This is a genomic window from Longibacter salinarum (assembly GCF_002554795.1).
GTDB lineage: Bacteria > Bacteroidota > Rhodothermia > Rhodothermales > Salinibacteraceae > Longibacter > Longibacter salinarum.
This window is the reverse complement of record NZ_PDEQ01000001.1, coordinates 446,716-465,739: the sequence shown is the minus strand read 5'-3', so window position 1 is coordinate 465,739 and position 19,024 is coordinate 446,716. Positions and strand designations below refer to the sequence as shown.

General features: G+C 58.4%; 14 protein-coding genes. 8 read left to right on the top strand and 6 right to left on the bottom strand.

Features of this window, described 5'->3' with window-relative positions; translation table 11 throughout:
* Nucleotides 1-30: 30 nt before the first annotated feature.
* A complete protein-coding gene (ribA, locus tag CRI94_RS17975) occupies nucleotides 31-1,419 on the bottom strand; it encodes a GTP cyclohydrolase II (RefSeq protein WP_098073961.1) in 1,389 nt (462 codons plus the stop codon).
* 487 nt (nucleotides 1,420-1,906) lie between these two features.
* Here ribA and CRI94_RS01900 point away from each other — a divergent pair, with 487 nt between their 5' ends.
* The 4 genes from CRI94_RS01900 to rraA all read left to right on the top strand — a co-directional run bounded on the left by CRI94_RS01900 (nucleotide 1,907) and on the right by rraA (nucleotide 5,732).
* A complete protein-coding gene (locus CRI94_RS01900; RefSeq protein WP_179862113.1) occupies nucleotides 1,907-2,776 on the top strand; it encodes a bifunctional hydroxymethylpyrimidine kinase/phosphomethylpyrimidine kinase in 870 nt (289 codons plus the stop codon).
* Nucleotides 2,777-2,895: 119 nt separating this feature from the next.
* Nucleotides 2,896-3,951, top strand: coding sequence for a LacI family DNA-binding transcriptional regulator (locus CRI94_RS01895; RefSeq protein ID WP_098073959.1), 1,056 nt, complete (start codon nucleotides 2,896-2,898; stop codon nucleotides 3,949-3,951).
* A gap of 288 nt (nucleotides 3,952-4,239) precedes the next feature.
* Complete coding sequence (locus tag CRI94_RS01890) at nucleotides 4,240-5,196, top strand: phosphoribosylaminoimidazolesuccinocarboxamide synthase (protein ID WP_098073958.1); 957 nt, start codon at nucleotides 4,240-4,242, stop codon at nucleotides 5,194-5,196.
* Between the two features lie 56 nt (nucleotides 5,197-5,252).
* Nucleotides 5,253-5,732: a ribonuclease E activity regulator RraA gene (gene rraA, locus CRI94_RS01885; RefSeq protein ID WP_098073957.1), complete on the top strand. Its 480-nt coding sequence runs from the start codon at nucleotides 5,253-5,255 to the stop codon at nucleotides 5,730-5,732.
* Between the two features lie 36 nt (nucleotides 5,733-5,768).
* On the opposite strand, the gene CRI94_RS01880 is transcribed toward rraA, so the two are convergent.
* The 3 genes from CRI94_RS01880 to CRI94_RS01870 all read right to left on the bottom strand — a co-directional run bounded on the left by CRI94_RS01880 (nucleotide 5,769) and on the right by CRI94_RS01870 (nucleotide 8,908).
* Nucleotides 5,769-6,578, bottom strand: a complete 810-nt coding sequence (locus CRI94_RS01880) for a nitrilase-related carbon-nitrogen hydrolase (protein WP_098074290.1) — start codon at nucleotides 6,576-6,578, stop codon at nucleotides 5,769-5,771.
* A 401-nt stretch (nucleotides 6,579-6,979) separates the two neighbouring features.
* Nucleotides 6,980-7,477, bottom strand: coding sequence for a redoxin domain-containing protein (locus CRI94_RS01875; RefSeq protein ID WP_098073956.1), 498 nt, complete (start codon nucleotides 7,475-7,477; stop codon nucleotides 6,980-6,982).
* Nucleotides 7,478-7,669: 192 nt separating this feature from the next.
* Complete coding sequence (locus CRI94_RS01870) at nucleotides 7,670-8,908, bottom strand: ABC transporter permease (RefSeq protein ID WP_245846029.1); 1,239 nt, start codon at nucleotides 8,906-8,908, stop codon at nucleotides 7,670-7,672.
* 266 nt (nucleotides 8,909-9,174) lie between these two features.
* On the opposite strand from CRI94_RS01870, the gene pruA reads away from it, so the two are divergent.
* The 4 genes from pruA to CRI94_RS01850 all read left to right on the top strand — a co-directional run bounded on the left by pruA (nucleotide 9,175) and on the right by CRI94_RS01850 (nucleotide 13,866).
* Nucleotides 9,175-10,866, top strand: a complete 1,692-nt coding sequence (pruA, locus tag CRI94_RS01865; RefSeq protein ID WP_098074289.1) for an L-glutamate gamma-semialdehyde dehydrogenase — start codon at nucleotides 9,175-9,177, stop codon at nucleotides 10,864-10,866.
* A 208-nt stretch (nucleotides 10,867-11,074) separates the two neighbouring features.
* The gene (locus CRI94_RS01860) at nucleotides 11,075-12,040 is read left to right on the top strand and encodes a SirB1 family protein (RefSeq protein WP_098073954.1); all 966 of its coding nucleotides are present in this window, start codon (nucleotides 11,075-11,077) and stop codon (nucleotides 12,038-12,040) included.
* A gap of 58 nt (nucleotides 12,041-12,098) precedes the next feature.
* Entirely contained in the window at nucleotides 12,099-12,608 is a 510-nt protein-coding gene (locus CRI94_RS01855) for a hypothetical protein (RefSeq protein ID WP_098073953.1), read from the top strand.
* Between the two features lie 331 nt (nucleotides 12,609-12,939).
* On the top strand, nucleotides 12,940-13,866 hold the full coding sequence (locus CRI94_RS01850; protein WP_098073952.1) for a GntR family transcriptional regulator: 927 nt from the start codon (nucleotides 12,940-12,942) through the stop codon (nucleotides 13,864-13,866).
* 19 nt (nucleotides 13,867-13,885) lie between these two features.
* Here the strand turns inward: CRI94_RS01850 and CRI94_RS01845 are convergent, their stop codons facing one another.
* Nucleotides 13,886-16,654, bottom strand: a complete 2,769-nt coding sequence (locus CRI94_RS01845) for an HD family phosphohydrolase (RefSeq protein ID WP_098073951.1) — start codon at nucleotides 16,652-16,654, stop codon at nucleotides 13,886-13,888.
* Nucleotides 16,655-16,829: 175 nt separating this feature from the next.
* Entirely contained in the window at nucleotides 16,830-18,959 is a 2,130-nt protein-coding gene (gene ligA / locus CRI94_RS01840) for an NAD-dependent DNA ligase LigA (RefSeq protein ID WP_098073950.1), read from the bottom strand.
* Nucleotides 18,960-19,024: the final 65 nt, after the last annotated feature.

Genomic DNA, 19,024 nt, shown 5'->3' with positions numbered 1-19,024 from the left:
GGGCGTTGTTACGAGGTGTTCGATGCCGTATTACTGCGATTCGGGCCAGACGGGCCGGCCTTCGAGAACGAGGTCCTTTCCGATCCAACGATACTGGATATTCTCAATCTTTGGGAAGCCCTGGATCTGTTGAGACGGCTGACCATCGCCAGATGGGGCGTCTGTCCCCGCAGTGCCAAACGGGCGAAGCGCGTGGACGCCCCCAACCAGCATCGGGGCGATCGTGATAATCAGGTAGTCGACCAGTCGCTTTCGGATAAAACTCGTGATGACCTCACCTCCGCCTTCCACCATGAGGCTCCGAATGCCAACGTCCTGAAGGGCGTCGAGCAGGGCCTCCAGGCAGATGCCACCGGTGGCATCACAATTGAGACGCAGGACCTTCGCGCCGGCCGCTTCAAGTTCGCTCTGTTTCTCCCGGTCTGCATCCTCGCTAGTAGCTATGATGGGCGTTGGACCCGGCTCGGTCAGGAGGCGAACGGTCGATGGACACCGTAGCGTTGTGTCCAGGACGATCGGGGTCGGGTGGGCGCCATCGGCGTGGCGGACCGTCAGCTGTGGGTCGTCTGACAGCACCGTGTTGATCCCAACAAGAATGCCTTCATGCGCAGCACGGAGGGCGTGGGTCAACTCCAGCGTCTCCGGTCCGCTGATACGGAGCGGCTCCTGCGGATTCGCGGCAATTGAGCCATCCAGACTCTGGGCATACGTGAGGGTGACGAACGGTCGGCCTGCGGTCTCCGCAAAGGCCTGTGCTCGATCCGATAGTGCCTGGACGTCTCCCGCGTGAGGATTCGCTCGCGAGCCGTTTTTGAGCGAGCCGAGTTCGAGCAGGTGCCGCATTCGGTCGGCTTTCGTCTGCAGATACTCCGAGTTGTGCCGGTTGAGGTGAGGTTGAAGCGGCACACGTTCACTTACAGGAAGGCCGAGCTCTTCCAGGCTTTCGATCTTCTCCGGATTGTTCGTTAGCAGCCGGACGGATTGGACACCCAGATCGTCGAGCATCCGGGCCGCGATGCTGTAGTCTCGTTCATCGGCCCCGTGCCCGAGCATGAGGTTTGCTTCGACCGTGTCGTATCCTTCATCCTGGAGATCGTACGCGCGGAGCTTGTTTAGTAAGCCAATCCCACGCCCTTCCTGACGAAGATACAGGAGCACGCCCCGGCCCTGTTCGGCAATGTGGCGAAGCGATGACTCGAGTTGCTCACCGCAGTCGCAGCGTAGCGAACCGATCACATCACCCGTAAAGCATTCCGAATGAACGCGCACGAGAACGTCCTCCTCTCCTTCCACGTCGCCGTGAATCAGCGCAAGATGATCCTTGTCGTCCTGGCTATTTTCATACAGGGACAGCGTAAACTCACCGTGGACCGTAGGAATGCGGGTCGAGGTGAGACGGTCAACTGAAAGAGGCTCCATCGCCAGGAATACGTATCGAAGGGTGAACGTGCGACAAGAAAGGGGCTCCGGGCCAGATAATATGGCACCGTTGTCAAGGCAATACGAGGTACGCCGTGCCCGTGGCACCTCGTGAAATCAGTACTGCTTACAAATAGACGTTGATCGCTCGGGAAGCAATGTGTCAGAGGTGTCTAGGTTTCTCTTCGTTGATAGTATTTACGGGTGCTGTGTGTTTTGGTTAAATGCACGCCCCATCGATGCCGCGGAGTTCTCAGATATCGCACATCCACATATTTGCTTGGGGCAGCCCCCGGTAGCGAACTTTCGCCCGTGGCGTAATGTAAACAGAATATGGCGAACGACGGGCGAGTTTTTCGCTGAGCATGTGCTTGTGCCCGGCTCAACGTTCCGCTATGTTTGTATGTGTGGACGAGTAGTCCGCGACGCCGACGACCCTTTTCTCGGGGTATCACCTTTTTTTCGATCTCTACGTACATCCCGACGCGTGCCTGATACTTCCACTTCTGCTTCGACCTTTCGCCCTCTTGTGATCGGTGCACAATATCCCGCACTCGAACGCGGTCTGACTGCCGACACACTTGCTGCCCAAGGGTTCGGAACGACGCCCTACACGGTCTGCACATCGCACGTCGTCGCCGGCAATGGCGTGGTGACTGACGTACTCGAGGTCCCGGCCGATACAGTCAGTGCTCAACTGGAGCATATTTTTGAAACGAGACAGCCAACTGCAGCCAAGGTGGGCGTGGTTGGAAGCGCGGCCTCAGCGGAAGCGATATTCAAGATCCTCGACGCCTATCTCGACGGACCCCTCGTCCTCGACCTGACCCTCAGTGGCCCGAGCGGTGAAGACATTGCGGAGCCAGAAACAGTCGAGATCGTCAGCGAGCACATGTCGTCGGCCGAGCTCGTGAGCGCGAGCCTGACGGATGCGACGCTCCTTGCCGGTATGGAAATTCCGAGTCTGGATGACGCACAGGTGGCGGCCCAGCGGGTTGGTCAGCTCGGCGCATCGAATGTCCTGTTACGCTGCGGTAGACTCGCGACTCACCATTTCGACACCGAAAGTGAACCGCCGAACTATTCCGTCGACCTATTTTATGATGGCGAAGACCTCGCGGTGTTCGAAGCGCCGTTCATCGAAGGAGTCGACAAACTGTCCGGGCGCGCGAGTGGACTGATGATGTCTGTTTTGCATAGCCTCTGGAGCGGGCGCTCGCTGGTGGACGCCCTGCGTGCCTCAAAAGCTGTGGTTACGGATGCCATTCATGAGGCATCGCAGACCGATCAGCCTTCCCCTTCGAGCGTCTACTTTGGCGCTCTGCATCATCGGATTCTCTCAGACGTTACAGAATAAACGACTTATCTCTCACGTCTGAACGCTGGCCCCGAACCCGGGACGAAACTCTCGTACGTGCCCGTACGATTGAAGTAGAGAGCGTCGCCGGGGCCTCATTCATTGCCTGAAATCCAACCATGGCCCAGGAAACACGGGACGATTCCAAAACGACCATCTACGATGTCGCTGAGCACGCAGGTGTTGCGATCTCGACGGTGTCGCGCGTTCTTAACGAGTCGCGCGATGTATCCGATTCGACCCGCGAAACGGTTCTGAAAGCGATCCAGAAACTTCAGTTTCGTCCGAATCGGACCGCGAAATCGCTGGCGCAACGGGCGACGCGTACGATTGCCGTTGCGGTCCCGACATTTACGACGCCATTCCACAACGAGCTACTGAAAGGCGTTCGTAGCGAACTCGATGGCAATGACCTCGACCTGCTTCTATGCGATCTCGCATGGGAAGCGCCGAAAATGACGCTCCAGAAGTTTTTGGCAAGAGGAGCGATGGATGGGCTTTTGGTCGCGGGGCTGCCCGTAGACGAAGAGATTGCGGACGAACTTAAGACGCTGGGCGCGCCGGTCGTTTTGATCGGCACGCAGTGGGATGACATGGACTCGTTTTACTGGGATGAGGAGCCGGGGTCTCAGCAGGCCGTGGAGCACCTCATCGAGCAGGGGCATACCGATATCGCGATGATCACGACCCCGCACGACGATAATCGCCTCCGAAATGCCCGAGTGAATGGATATAAGGCCGCTCTCGAAGCAGCCGGTCTCGAGTTCAATCCCGAACGCATCGCGCAGGGGCGGACGAAGAAACACGACGGCTTCAGTGAGGAGTCGGGCTATGAAGCGATGGAGGTGATCCTGGAGCAGCATCCCGACGTCACGGCTGTCTTCGCGAGCAGCGATGTCCAGGCAATTGGCGCCTGGCAGGCAATTCGTCACGCCGGCAAGAGCGTCCCCGAGGATATCGCTTTGATCGGATACGACGACATCAAAATCAGCCGCTTTATCGGCTTGTCGAGTGTTGCCCAGAACATGCACGATGTCGGAGAAGAGGCAACAAATGTCCTTCTCCAGCGCCTCCGACGCTCGAATACCGGACAGACGATGTCGAAGCTCATCCGTCCGACGTTGAAAATTCGCAAGTCGTCCGGAGGCAAAGACGAGAAGCCAGATCTCAGATAACACGGCGCCCGCATTCGCAGGTGCTACGTGTGCCATACCGTCCGCATGCATGCGGGTCAACCCATAGTTTTTGGACCGGACGGGGATTGGGCGTGAGATATTCAATCCGGCACTGAATCGTCAATCCCGGATTTCGGTTGAGCTCCCGTAGCGTAGATCAAATCTGCACGCGAGTGTCTTGCATCTAATGCATACAGCGTTGATGTTGCTCGTGGCGATGCGCCCGTCGGTCCGTCGGCGCATCATTCTAACTCGATCTCGCCTGTTCGTCGCTCTCATCTCCCGTCCATGGACGCTGAACGCATTCACGCATTTCTGGATCATACACTCGAGCGCACCCACTTCGACTCGCTCGGCACCCGTTACGAAGGCAAGGTTCGCGATACGTACCGCCAGGGTGAGGACCTGGTGTTGATCACGACCGACCGGATCTCCTCGTTCGACCACATCCTGAAGCAGACCATTCCGTTCAAGGGGCAGATCCTGAATCAGACGGCTGCCTTCTTCTTTGAGGCAACGAAGGACCTCGTTCCGAATCATGTCAAGCAGGTGCCGGACCCCAACGTGACGGTTGCGACGGCCTGCGATCCGCTCCCGATCGAGTTCGTCATGCGCGGTTATCTGGCCGGTCAGGCATGGCGCCTGTATGACGCCGGCAACCGTGAAATCTCCGGGCAGCCGTTTCCGGATGGTCTTCGACAGAATAGTCGGCTGCCGGAGCCGGTCCTTACGCCCGCAACGAAAGCCGAGGAAGGTCACGACGAGAACATTAGTCGGGACGAGGCCATCGAGCGCGGTCTCATCGACGCAGAGACCTTCGACACGTGCGCCGAATATGCACGCACGCTGTACGATCGTGGTGCGGAGATGGCAGCCGAGCGCGATCTCATCCTCGTGGATACGAAATACGAGTTCGGTCGGACATCCGATGGGTCGATCGTTCTCATCGATGAAGTGCACACGCCGGATTGTTCGCGTTACTTCTACGCTGACGGCTACGAGGAGCGACTCGAGGCGAATGAGCCGCAGCGGCAGCTGTCCAAAGAGTTTGTTCGCGACTGGCTTCGAGACAACGGGTTCACGGGACAGCCGGGACAGACGATGCCCGATCTACCGGACGAACTTCGCGTACGGGTCACCGAGCGCTACGTCGAGCTGTACGAGCAGCTTACGGCAACGACATTCGAGCCAGATCTGCATACGGATCCGGTAGAGCGAATCCGTGAAGCTCTCAGCATCGCATAGCTCCCTAGAGCCACTCCCTAGAGCCACTCTACTTCTCCCCTCTTAACGCGGACACGATGGCGATATCGACAGCAGACCTCTACGATGAAAATCGGGACGTTCAGGTGGCCGAACCTGTCCTCAAGCATTTCGGCCGGAAGACCGCTTTCGGTGGTGAGGTGGCGACCGTCCACCTGTATGAGGACAACGTCTTGATGCGAGACAAGCTGGCCACATCTGGAAATGGCCGCGTCTTGGTCGTCGACGGTGGGGGATCCACGTGGTGTGCGCTGCTGGGCGATCGGATGGCTCAACGAGCGATCGATCACGGATGGAGCGGCGTGATCATCAATGGATGCGTGCGAGATTCGAAAGAGCTCGCCAAGCTGGACGTTGGCGTCATGGCTCTCGCGACGAGTCCGCGGAAAAGCCGAAAGAATGGCGTCGGCGCCGTGGACGTTCCGGTGACCATGGCCGGTTGCCTCATTGAACCCGGCGACTTCCTTTACGCCGACGAAGATGGAATCATCGTCTCAGATCACGACTTGCTCAGCTAATACCAGTGCCTTATTCAAGGGACTGCCCCCATCACGTCAGTCGCTTGTCAGGTTGTACATGTCCGGCCGCCGGTCAGCGAAGATGTCGTTGTACTTGTTGATCCTGCGATTCCGTGCCTCATGCGGGCGGATAGTCGTGGTGAACACCTCGTCGCCCTCATCTTTGCCGCGGTACAGCACGTCTCCATTCGGGTCGCACACCGAGCTCTGGCCGATAAAGTCGAGCGTCTCGTCTCCGCTCGTCTCGCTTCCGTATCGATTCGCTGTAATCGTGAAGACGTGATTTTCCCGGGCTCGGATCGGCATCGAGTTGGGACAGTGCGGCAAGACGAGATTCGACGGATGTGCGATGACATCTGCTCCTTGGAGCGCGAGCGTCCTTGCAGCCTCAGGAAAGTACCAGTCGAAGCAAATCATGACCCCGAGCCGGTAGGTGGTGCCGCTGGATGTCGTAATCGTGTGCACCGGAAACCCGTTGTCTCCCGGCTCGAACCACCGCTTCTCCTCGTTGAAGAGGTGGACCTTGCGATACGTATCGATGAGCCCCGATGGGCCGACGATAGCAGCGCTATTGTACAATGCATCTCCGTCCTTCTCGGGATAGCCGGCAACCAGAACTGCGTCCAGTTGCTGCGCCCAGTCGTGCAGCCACGCCGTGGTCGGACCGCGCTCGTCCTCTACGACCGACGCCACATCCGCCTCTGACCGGAAAAAATAACCTGATGGAAGCAATTCCGGTAAAACGACGAGATCTGCATCCAGATCGTCGAGCAGGGCATCCGTCTTCGAGCGATTGGCTTCGGGCTCGAGATATTCAGGTTCACACTGAACACAGGCAATTCGAATGGGATCGACTCCCCTGGCCGAATTCGCGTGTTCGTCCGTTGTTGTAGATTCCACGGGTGGATTATTTCTTGGCGTGTAATAACTGAATCGTCTCTTCCCCCTTCGGGCCGATGGGTCTCCGTTTCATCGATCTCCTATGCACAAGCAGACGCTGCGGCGAGGTGCTAGGCGGAATGGCGTCTGAACGTAGCGACGCTCGAGCGGAACGCGCAACCGCAGGCCCTCCAGCCATCCACGGACTACGTAATGTCCCGCTCGAGCGTCGATCTAATTGGGCGTTATGAGTCGCGAGCAACGATTCAACTCGCCCAACATATGTATTTTACGGTTTCTTAAACGACGAATTCAAGGAGACAGGCTAAAAACAGAGTCATCTTCAGGAGTGAGAAGATGATCGTTGGCTAGAGATTGGCCAGGACCTCTTTGATCACATCGAAGTCAGGCTGTACGCCGGCGTTTTCCGTCACCTCCGCGTACTGAATCACGCCATCCGCGTCAATAACGAACGCTGCACGTTTGGCAATGCGGTCGAGGCCCATGGGTGTAAAGTCATTGCTGTACTTGACACCATACGCTTCGGCGACCTCCGCATCATGGTCGCTTAACAAAGCAAACTGTAGATCGTTCACTTTTCGAAATTCGTCCAACACGAACGGGGAGTCGGTCGAGATACCGGCAATTTCAACGTCCGGGGCTCCGAAGTCCTCGCGTTCGTTGTTGACCGTATTGAGTTCTGTGGTGCAGACGCTGGTGAAGGCACCGGGGAAGAACAGAAGCACGACCGGTTGTCCTTGCTTATCGGATAATTTCCACGGCTCCATGTCGTGGGTGAAGAGAGTAAAGTCCGGCGCCTGATCACTCACGTCGACGCGGGGGGCTTGCACTTGCGTTTCGGGCATGCGAGGGGGAAGATTTGAATCGGAGAATCGGTTCAAGCGAGTGGGCGTCACCGGAGGCTTGGAAGCTTCTCTAGGTGACGCGAACCGTTATATATACCCACGGACCTCATGATGCACGCGTCGCGGATTTGTTGCACGGCGTTCCTCCAAAATCAAAATAGTTGCCGCATGGATGCACGTTGGTGTGTGCGACTACTGGAACCGGATCGCGCGAACGGGTTCGATGCGGGCTGCAACACGCGCTGGGACGTAGGCGGCGAGACCACACAACGTCAACGTCACGCCGGCGACGATCAGAAAGTCGAGGGGGTTGAGTTCGATTGGCGCGGATGTCATGTAGTACGCCTCCGCAGGGAGCGGAATGAGGTCGTAGCGCTTCTGTAAAAGCGCGAGGCCGAGAGCGAGGCCTTCGCCGATGATCGTACCGGTCGTCCCGATCAGGAGACCGAGCAACAGAAAGAGGCGCTTGAGCGTGGTGCCGGACGCGCCGAGGCTTTGAAGAACGCCGATCTCCCGGGTCTTCTCAAGAATGAGCATCAACAGTGCACCGATGATGTTGAATGCAGAAACGAGAACGATCACGCCGATCACCAGCGGAATGATGCCCTCCTGCAGGTTGACCCACGCAAACAATCCAGCAAACTGCTGCTTGATCGTCTGAGCACGAACCGGCCATCCGAACCGGTCCTCGAGGCGTTGGGCGACGCTGTCTGCGTGAGCTACGTCGGTGAGCGTGATGTCAAACCGCGATACCTGCGTTTCCGGATACTCTGCAAGATCGCGAGCTGTGGCAAGATTCGTGAATACATAGGTGTCGTCCACGTCAAGAAGTGACGTCTCGTAGATCCCACGAACGGTGAGCGACTTCACCCGGGGGCGCTCGACCTGTAGGCCTTCTCCGCCCTGCTGCATAGCAAAGGCAGCCACTTTTTGTCCGACCGAGAGCCCGAGCCGATCGGCGAGCAATTGTCCGACGACGACGCCCGGTTGTGCACCACTGCCAAGATCAAAGGTGCCGGTCGTGATTCGTCCGGCCATGTACGACGGCGGCGTACGTGTACCCACGAGAGCAACCCCATCGATCGATTGCTGCGACTCCCGAAGCAGGACGAATGTTTGAACGACCGGGGAGACGTGCGTCACCGAGTCCATTGCCGCAATCCCCTCCTCTAGAGCGACCGCGTTCTCTAAGGGGGCATCCGGGAGGTGACTGCTTACCTGGAGGTGAGAACCAAAGCCGATCAGCTTGTTCTCGATTTCCTGGCTGAAGCCTCGAACGATCGCAAATGAAAGCAGCAGTGCGGCTACACCGATTGCCACGCCGCCAATGGCGACGTAAGTAATAAAACGTAGAAAACTCCGACCTTCAGCGCGACCTTGCGCGCCCTTCAGGTAGCGGAGGGCCATCAGGGTTTCAAACCGGGAAGACACAGACGTGTGGTGAGAATCAGAGAAGGACGCATTGGCGGTGTCGCGTACCCGCTGGACACCGGGAGGTTCGGCCGATTCGTTCTCTTACGTGCCGCACGATACGCGATCGCTAGGATCGCGGCGAGAACGTGAATCTGAGTGCGGTAAGCGGTTCTCTCCTTCCGAAAATCGTCGAACAAGCGAATCCAGTGTGTGTATTTGAAAGCGATACCGGTGCCCGCCGGATTGACACCTTCAAGCCGCTCTCACTCACTCTTCCGTTCGTGATGAATAACGCCTACACGACGACGCCGCCCCCTTCCAACGAGCCGACCCTCGAGTATGCGCCCGGTTCGCCGGAGCGTCGTTCGATCCAGCAGAAGCTTCGGGAACTCCGGCAGCAAGAAATCGAGATTCCGGCGTACATCAACGGCCAAGCCGTGAAGACCGGAACGACGACGCGTGTGGCTCCTCCTCACGATCATCAGCATACGCTCGGTCACGTGCACCAGTCGGGTGCACAGGAAGTCGAGCAGGCCATTGACGCGGCCATGAGCGCGAAGAAGGAGTGGGCGGCGATGGACTTCTCCGACCGTGCGGCCATCTTCCTTCGCATGGCCGACCTGATCGCGGGACGATACCGCGACACGCTGAATGCGGCCACGATGCTTGGACAGAGCAAAAACGCCTATCAGGCCGAAATCGATGCTGCCTGCGAGCTGATTGACTTCCTCCGCTTCAACGTCCACTACGCGGAGCAGATCTATCGCGACCAGCCGAACAATGCGGCCGGTATGTGGAACCAGATGCAGTATCGTCCGCTCGAAGGGTTCGTATTCGCTGTGACGCCTTTCAACTTTACAGCCATTCAGGGCAACCTTCCGACGGCGCCAGCAATCCTCGGTAACACGGTCCTCTGGAAGCCTGCGACACGTTCGATTTATTCGGCCTATTTCTTGAACGAGATCTTTGAGGAGGCGGGGCTTCCACCGGGCGTGATCAATATGCTGCCGGCAGATGATGGTGCGAAGGTCGGTACGCCGGCGCTAGAGTCGGAGCACTTCGCTGGTCTCCACTTCACCGGTTCGATGCAGACGTTTGATCACCTGTGGCAGACGATCGGCGAGAACCTCAAGACGTACAAGACCTATCCGACGATCGTCGGCGAGACGGGCGGAAAAGACTTCATCGTTGCCCATGAGACGGCCAACCCGAAGCAGATCGCGACAGCGATTGTACGCGGCAGCTTCGAGTATCAGGGTCAGAAATGCTCTGCCGCATCCCGACTCTACCTTCCGGAGTCGCTCTGGCCTGAGATTGAAGAGGCGATGACGAGCCAGCTCGACGAAATCACGGTGGGTCCGCCGGAGGACTTCACCAACTTCGTGAACGCCGTCATTGATGAGCGTGCGTTCGACGAGATCACCGGATACATCGAAGATGCACGGGAAGACGAGTCGGCGGAGATTATCTACGGTGGAACGTACGACAAGTCGGAAGGCTACTTCATCGATCCGACCGTCATTAAGGTTACGGATCCGAAGCAGCGCACGATGCAAGAAGAGATCTTCGGCCCGGTCACCACAGTGTACGTGTACGCGGACGAAGACTTCGAGGACGTGCTCGAGCTTGTTGACGAAACGTCGCCGTATGCCCTTACCGGGTCGATTTTCGCGAAGGACCGCAGTGTTGTGAAGAAGGCGCTCGATCGACTCGAGCAGTCCGCCGGCAACTTCTACATCAACGACAAACCAACGGGCTCGATTGTCGGGCAGCAGCCGTTCGGCGGCGCGCGGAAGTCGGGAACGAACGACAAGGCAGGCTCGCCGCTCAACCTGCTCCGCTGGGTTTCTCCCCGCTCCGTCAAGGAAACGTTCGATGCACCGGAGCACTTTGCCTACAAGTTCCACCAGCCGGACGAAGACGACGAAGCACTCGTCGGGCACGCTGCCGGTGGCGACGGGTCCGTTGCGTCGTAGTTCACCTGGTGACCTCTTGCTCCTCGGTTCCTGCATTACCGTTGCAGGAACGACGAGCCCCGAGACGAACGTACAAGCAATATAGGAAAGCACGCCTGGAGCCTTCAAAGGGTGCGGGCGTGCTTTTGCCTACCGGTGCAAGGTTTCACTGCGCCGGGGGATCTTGTGCTCTGATGTCCGCCTTGTGTTCACGAACCACCGCCACATCATGCCTCTCTCCCCTCCGGGTTCTTCTGGTTCTGATCGTCCGCAGACGGATGTCGATGCGGTCGGTACGGTGTCGGATGACCTCCTCGCCGAGCGCGTCTCAGACGTTCTGGTGGACGAGGATGTCCAGCGGGAGGTGAATGCGCTCGTTCGACTTCTCGACGATCCCGATGGGGATGTGCAGGAGCAAGTCCACAAGCGACTCACGGATTTGGGGCGTGAAGCGATGCCTGCTCTTCGCCGCGCGTATGACGCCAGTCATGGCGACGTACGCAAGCAAATTGACGCTGTCGTACGTCGTCTGCACTGGAACGATATTCAGACCGCGTGGCATGCGATCCTTGACGCGGACCAGCCGAACCTGGAGCGTGGCGCGTTCATCCTAGCCCTCTATCGATTCCCGAATCTAGATGTCGAGGGATATCAGGACATTCTCGACGACTGGGCAGATCAAGTTGAAGATCGGGTCATGCAAAGCGTTGGCGTCGACCGGGCTCGCGTGCTAATGGAGTTTCTGGCGGACGAAATCGGTTTGATGGGGAATCGGGACGATTACGATGACCCCAACAACAGCTATCTCAATCGTGTGATCGACCGTCGCGTGGGTATACCGATTAGCCTCGCGGTGATTGCCCTATCTCTGGCCGATCGCCTGGCGGTCCCCTTGTACGGTGTGGGGATGCCGGCCCATTTTCTGGTCAAATACAGCGATGCTCGCGGGGAGGTCTATTTTGACGTGTTCAACGACGGTCAGCCTGTGTCGAGGGAAGAGTGCGTACGCTTCCTGCTACGGGCCGGCATCCAGCCCAAGCCGGAGTACTTCGAGGCTGCTACGCCGACGTCCATTCTCCTTCGGATGGTGCGCAATCTTCGTCACATCGCACGGACGACGGGCAACGAACAGATGTACGAGGAACTGACGGTGCTCGCGGAGCCGTACGATGACTCGATCGATGATGAGGGCTGAGCCTTACCGACTCGCGCGTTGACTTCGATCTTTTTACCTGCCTGATCCACCGTTACTCGTGTCGGCGTTCAAGAGCGTACACCATCCTGGCAAGGCGTCTGCGGTCCGCGTGTACGGCGAAGCACTGGTCGCGCCCCTCGGAGCCTGTATGCTTCCGCTCATGATTATGGCGACGGTGCAGGTTCTGGAAGGCATCGACCCGTTTCCGTATGTGGTGGTTGCTGCGCCTATTGCAATCGTGGTTGCGGTTGGGTGGACGCGTTTCCGTCTTGCCTCTCGGCTGGCAGAGTTGCATACGTATCCAGGGATGGCGGCCCTGCGTAGCGTCGACGAGGTTGTGCGTGACGTGGACCTCGACTGGCGACCGGTATTTGACGTACGGGAGGCCCCGGACAAGATCCACGTCACGTTGGGTCATGAGACGCACACGCTGCTCGACCGTGACTGGCCAGGGCACGACGTGCTGCTCGGTGCGCTCCGCTCCGCCCGCTACGACCGAACGGATCAGCCGCCTCCCGCTCATGCCTCTCACCTTGAGCCTCCCACGTCACATGACCGAATCGCGTAAATCCGATGCCAGCGCACTACCAGCCGCCGAGTCCGAGGATGGTAGCGATGACCTGACAAAGACCTCGGTCAGCGGCGATTATTGGGATTACTGTCCGAACTGCGGATCCCGGCTATACAACCAGGGATGCAAGTACCGCTGCTCGAAATGCCATTATTTTATGAGCTGCAGCGATTTCGACCAGTAATAGCACGTTGTACAGTAATCCAGCAACCGGCCTGTTGCGCGCATGCATGTGTGGTACCACGGAAGTGGTATCACGGAAAGATTCCCGTTGCCATGTGCGGTTCAGTTTAGGCCCATTCTACGTCACTCGTAACATCATCGCTTCATGTCCCTCCTCTCACTCGATCGCGAGTCAAAGACTCCCGTCAGTACGCAGCTGATTGAACAGTTGCGCTACCTCATTGCGAGCGGTCACTACAAGGTGAACGACACACTTCCCTCCACGCGGAAGCTGGGAGATCGTCTGGGGGTTTCGTTCCACACGGTACGTAAGGCCTATCAGGCGCTGGAAGAAGAAGGCTTGCTCGATGCGCAGGTCGGCAGCGGGTATACGGTGAAAGAGCGGACGCCGCTCGATAAGAGTGAGCGTATGGAACAGGGGGCCCAGATTGTGGGCGAAGCTCTCCAGCGTTTGATCGGACTGGGCCTGAACGACGCTGAGGTCGAGTATCTCTTTCAGGAGCAGACGAGCCTTCTCGATCACGCGAGCATGGACCGGAAGCTTATTCTCGTAGGACCGCACGCGGAGATGAGCGACATGGCGGCCGCGCAGATCAGCGCCGTCCTGCAGCGAACTGTACGAGCGGTCCCCATTTCATCGCTCGACCGACACGAAGACGCCGATTTTGTTTTTACGACATTCGAGCATCTCGATCGCGTGATGCGCACGGTTCCCCGCGCCGATACCATCGGTTATGTCACCCATTTGCCGGCGTCGGTTCTGGAAAAGGTCGCACGGCTTCGAGAGCATGATACGCTCGGGCTGGTCACGCGCTACCGCGACACAATTCCGCCGCTTTCGAACACCCTGCGCCAGCACTCGGCATTTCGCGGCCAGGTGATTGCGGCGTCGATCGAAGAGGGGACCGAGCATCTCGACAGCTTCATCGATCAGACAGACTTGTTGCTGTATACGCCATCGAGCCGACGACGTCTCCTTCCTCTTCTCGGAGACGAACCGCCGAGAGTGAAGCTAGATGTGCTTGTGAGTCAAGACTCCCTCGACTCGATCGCAGAAGCTGTTCCCGCGTAGTTTCGCCCGTTCGGAGCGGTCAGGCGGACGGCGTATTTGCGTCGTCGCTCCCCTCCTCGTGATCTGCGGCCGGTGCGGCTGTTTCGTTCGCATCGGTACTCGCCTCCGTCGGTGCGTTCGGGGTAGCGCCATCTCCGGAGGCGGTTCTGTTGGTCTCCTCGCTCGATCCGCCCGCGGCACCATCGTTGGATTCGTCCTTGGAATCGGTCAACCGGTCTCCATTCGAGAGCGGTCGATCCGGGCGCGGGCGCGTAGAGCGATGATGTGGGGAGGCCTCGGCCAGATCGGGGCGGGGTGCACGCGTCTCCCGAACGCCCGGAAGCCCGCGAAGGCGATCGGAACTGACACTCTGCTCCGGTGGGCCGATAACGTCCTTGTCCCAGAGGATTGAGACCGACTTGTACGTCTCCTCGTCGATCTCCTCCGGTGCACTGACGACCGGGCGCGAGTCATCCTCCATTTCCTCTTCCTGATCCGGGTACTTGACACGGACGTGGTAGATGCCCAGCAGCATCTGCAGGAACGTATCCTTGATTTGTCGTAGGTCCCGGAACGTCAGGCCCGTGTCGTCGAGCTGTCCGTCTTCGATCCGCTCCTTAAAGATGAGGTCGATGAGCGACTTCAGACGGTTGTGCGTCGGGTCATCGAGGCTTCGACTTGCCGCCTCCACGCTGTCGGACAGCATGAGGATTCCGGTTTCCTTCGAGTTGGGTCGCGGTCCCGGATAACGAAACTCCGATTCCAATACCGGCGAATCTTCTGGTCCCGTTTGCTCGACCGCCTTTCGGTAAAAGTATTCGATCCGGGCCGTACCGTGGTGGGTTGGAATAAAGTTCTTGACCCGCTCCGGCAGGTTGGACTTTTTCGCGAGGTCCAGCCCTTCTTTGACGTGGCTTGCGATAATGAGAGCACTCATTCGCGGTTTCAGCTTATCGTGCGGGTTTGCACCGGCACGCTGATTCTCCACGAAGTACTCCGGTTTCTTCATCTTACCAATATCGTGATAGAGCGCTCCAACACGTGTCAGTAGCGCATTGGCCCCAATCCGATCCGCCGCCGCCTCCGCGAGGTTTGCTACCTGAAGGGAGTGATTGAAGGATCCAGGTGCTTTCAAACTCAGATCCTTCAGAAGCGGGCGATTCGTATCCGAGAGTTCGAGCAGCGTTAGGTCGGTTGTGACGTCGAACGTCCGCTCAAGAATCCACAGCACCAGATAGGCTGTGATCGTAAAGGACGATCCGACGGCTGCGTACGACAGCTCGCGGCCCAGCCGTTCTGTCGGTGTGCCGAGATACAGATACGTACCGACGATAACAAGGACATACCCGAGGAACACGAGCCCGGCACTCAGCACGAACTGGCCCCGGTTCTTGATGTCGCGTACGCTGAAGACGCCGAGTGCTCCGGCGATGAACGAGGCAAAGGTAAACTCAAGGTCGAGACCGACCATCTGACCTCCAACGAGCGCGAGCACCAGCGTTGAGAAGAGACCGATCGTAGAGTTGAAGATGATCGTCAGCATGACCGCAGCCAGCGCGATCGGTACCGCGTAGAGATGGGCCCACGGGATGCGTACGGCAACGCCAAACAGGGCAATGATGGCAAGGAGCGTAATCGAGATGAGCAGCATGTCTCGCTGATCGTCCCAGACCTCACGACGAATCTGGTAGAGGTAGTAGAAGAAAAACAGGAAGGTGAGCAGCGCAAAGATCGTCTCGCCGAGAAGTTGCCACCAGGGTAGCTGTCCGGCGGTCCGCTCATTTTTTTCCCGCTCAAGGGACGTCAGCTTTCGCTTAATCTCATCGGTGATTCGTTCTCCTTTTTGAACGATCACCTCCCCTTCGCGCACGCCGCCCACGTATGCCGTCACCTCTGAGGCCCGGCGGTCGCGCTCCCGTATGGTCTCTGCGCGCATGTAGCGCAGGGACGTTTGAAATATGTCGCGGAAAAATGCGTATGTGAGGCTCGCGCGCGTCTCGTCGTTCGGATAGGCCTGGTCGAATTGCTTCCGCGCGTAGTCGTATGCCTCGTTTAGGCCGTAAACATTGTCCTTTGAAACGGAGCGCTGAACGCTTTCTTCCTCATTCCGAATGATGATGTTGTCGGTGTATATCGAGTCGCGCGACTGGTTCATCACACCGACGCGGAGGAGCTGTGTGCCCAGTCGGAAAGCATCTTCCAGAAGCTGCAAGTCAAGCCGCTCCTCTGTCGCCGGCTGCCGTGCCGTGTCGGAAAGCTCTGGAATCTGGCGGACGTACGAATCGGTCAGGATGCGCCATTGACCGGGCGTCAGCGTGACGAGGGCATTGCGACGGAGCTCGACGTATCGAAGCGAGTCGGCTTGGGCGGCGTCGGGCCGGTTTCGGGTAGAATGAAATCGGTAATCGGCGTACGCTTCGAGGATCCGATCCAGTTGCTGTCGGAGCGTATCCCGATTGGCCGCCATCTTAGACTGGGCGTTCGGGAGTTCCTGGAAGTACGGTGGCGTTTCCCGGCGCGCTTCTTGGCGTTCCCGATCGACTCGACTGGCGTCTTTCCGAATTGGAAAGTTGAACGATGCGACCAGGGTTGGTTGGCGCCAGGTATCGCCTACCTCGACGGTATACTCGTAGACCTCGCCGCGCGGAAATGCGAGAACGGTAACGACGATTAAGGCGAGGAACATTCCCCCTCGTACGAGCCAATGGCGTCGGGCTTCGCTCTCCTTATCGGTGCGCCCGCTTTCTAATTCCTGTCCAACAGGACGCGCCTTCCGTTTTGAGAGGCCAATCGATTCTAAAATGCCCATGCAGTCGCAGCGACATCGTGAGGAGATGCCGATTTCGTCCCTGAACGCCCCGAAGGCGAGGGAGAATCGGCTTGGAAAGAGACATCGGGTCCGATCCGAAGCTACGGCGTGCTAATGCCCGGACGGCTTGAAAGATTCAACTCGAGCGTGGTGCGACCATATCGTGTACGTGCGATCAAGAGCTCGATGCGGGCACTTCATTTCCATCGACGAGATCTCGTAGGGCATCCTCACCGTCTACAATCGGGATGCCACGACTCTGCGCGTCGTCGTATTTCGACCCCGGGTTTTCTCCCTTGACGAGGAAGTCGGTGTTGCCGCTGACACTTGACGTCACCTTGCCTCCAGCGGACTCGATGAGTTGCTTGGCATCTTTGCGCGTGAGCGAATCCAAACTTCCGGTAATGACGAGGGTCTTGCCCGCGAGTGGGAGCTCGTCGGTGTCAACTTCGTCCTGAGGGGCTTCTTGAGGCTTGCGTTTCGTGTTGACGCCGACCTCCTTGAGATGCTCGATGAGCTCCTGGTTCCGGTCGACGTCGAACCAGTCGACGAGGCTTTCTGCAATGACGGGTCCGACACCATCGATAGCGACCAGGTCTTCCTGGCGTGCGGCGTCGATATCGTCGATCGAAGCGAAATGCTCGACGATCGTTTCGGCAACGGTTCGTCCGACATGGCGGATCCCAAGCGCGAAGAGCAGGCGGGCCAGCGTGCGGTCACGCGCAGCATCGATTGCGTCAACGAGATTCTGTGCGCTCTTTTGGCCGAAACCCTCCAATGGGGTCAGATCGTCGACCTGAAGTCGAAAGAGGTCAGCCAGTGTGTGAATCAGACCCTCGTCGACGAGCGTGTGGGCCACGCGTTCTCCCAGACCTTCAACGTCCATGGCGTTCCGCGATACGAAGTGCTCCACAAGTCGCCTGAATTGGGCCGGGCACTCCGTGTTCATGCAATACCAGTCAGCTTCGTCGTCCAGTCGGACCAGCTCGGTACCGCATTCCGGACAGTGCGTTGGGAACTCCCACGGCTCTTCATTTCCGGTCCGCGCGTCTAGAACGGGTTGAACGACCTGCGGAATGACATCTCCAGCCCGCTTCACAACGACGGTATCGCCTTCGCGAATGTCGCGGTCGGTAATGTAGTCTTCATTATGTAGCGTGGCCTGCGATACGGTGACGCCGCCGATTTGAACCGGTGCTAGCACCGCTTCGGGCTTGATGGCGCCGGTACGACCGACGTTGACGATGATCTTCTCCAGCGTGGTTGTCGCCTCGCGAGCCGGAAATTTAAACGCAACGGCCCAGCGGGGTGCGTTGGATATCGCTCCGAGCTCTTCCTGATACGGGAGATCATCGATTTTGACAACGACACCGTCGATTTCGTAATCCAGGTCATCCCGTCGGTCGATCCAGCTCTCGCAGAACTCGACGACGTCGTCGATATCGTCGAACTGTTGAGTGTGGCTCTCGATCGGAAGGCCAAATTCGCCCAGCATCTCAAGCGTGGCGTGATGCGAGTCGGGCGTGCCCCCCGTTGTGGGGCCGATGGCATACGCAAAAAAGCTCAGTGGTCGCTGCGCCGTGACCGACGGATCGAGCTGTCGGAGCGTTCCAGCGGCCGCATTGCGTGGATTGGCAAAGGCCTGTTCGTCTTCGTCGCGGAGACGCTCATTTAGCGCCTCGAATTCGCTTTTGCGCATGAACACCTCGCCGCGAACCTCCATTCGGTCCGGAGGCTCCTGGTCTCCGCTCACGGGCACAACCATCGGAATTCGATGGATCGTGCGGACGTTATGCGTGATGTTCTCTCCTACGCGTCCGTTGCCCCGTGTCGCGGCAACATCGAGATGTCCGTCCTGATACGTCAGGGCGACTGCCAGCCCATCGATTTTCAGTTCGGCTACGACAACGGGAGCCACATCTCCGTAGACGTCTTCGAGTCCGCGTCTGCACCGGTCATACCAGTCTCGGAGTTCTTGCGCGTCGAATGCATTGGAAAGCGACAGCATCGGCTCGGGATGCTCGTGCTTCTCGAATGCACTGATCGGCTCTCCTCCAACGCGTTGGGTTGGAGAGTCCTCGCTTCGCACGTTCGGGAACGCCCGTTCGAGATCCTCCAGCGCGCGATAAAGGCGGTCGTATTCGGCATCCGTGACAACGGGGTCGTCCTCGACGTAATACCTGTGATCGTGCTGGCGGACCAACGACCGCAGATTCTCGACGACAGCTTCGGCCTCGGTTTCCGAAAGCTCGTTTGGCTCCGGGAAGTCCGAAAGCATCTCGGTCGTGCGCTCGATCAGATCCATGTACGGCGGGCAAAGAAAAAGAGTGGCACTATCGCTGTCGGCGGGGTCGATCTCGCATCGACGGT

Coding starts and splice junctions, on each gene's coding strand:
- ribA (WP_098073961.1), bottom strand. CDS start 1,419: ATGGAGCCTCTTTCAGTTGACCGTCTCACCTCGACCCGCATTCCTACG.
- CRI94_RS01895 (WP_098073959.1), top strand. CDS start 2,896: ATGGCCCAGGAAACACGGGACGATTCCAAAACGACCATCTACGATGTC.
- CRI94_RS01890 (WP_098073958.1), top strand. CDS start 4,240: ATGGACGCTGAACGCATTCACGCATTTCTGGATCATACACTCGAGCGC.
- rraA (WP_098073957.1), top strand. CDS start 5,253: ATGGCGATATCGACAGCAGACCTCTACGATGAAAATCGGGACGTTCAG.
- CRI94_RS01875 (WP_098073956.1), bottom strand. CDS start 7,477: ATGCCCGAAACGCAAGTGCAAGCCCCCCGCGTCGACGTGAGTGATCAG.
- pruA (WP_098074289.1), top strand. CDS start 9,175: ATGAATAACGCCTACACGACGACGCCGCCCCCTTCCAACGAGCCGACC.
- CRI94_RS01860 (WP_098073954.1), top strand. CDS start 11,075: ATGCCTCTCTCCCCTCCGGGTTCTTCTGGTTCTGATCGTCCGCAGACG.
- CRI94_RS01850 (WP_098073952.1), top strand. CDS start 12,940: ATGTCCCTCCTCTCACTCGATCGCGAGTCAAAGACTCCCGTCAGTACG.
- CRI94_RS01845 (WP_098073951.1), bottom strand. CDS start 16,654: ATGGGCATTTTAGAATCGATTGGCCTCTCAAAACGGAAGGCGCGTCCT.
- ligA (WP_098073950.1), bottom strand. CDS start 18,959: ATGGATCTGATCGAGCGCACGACCGAGATGCTTTCGGACTTCCCGGAG.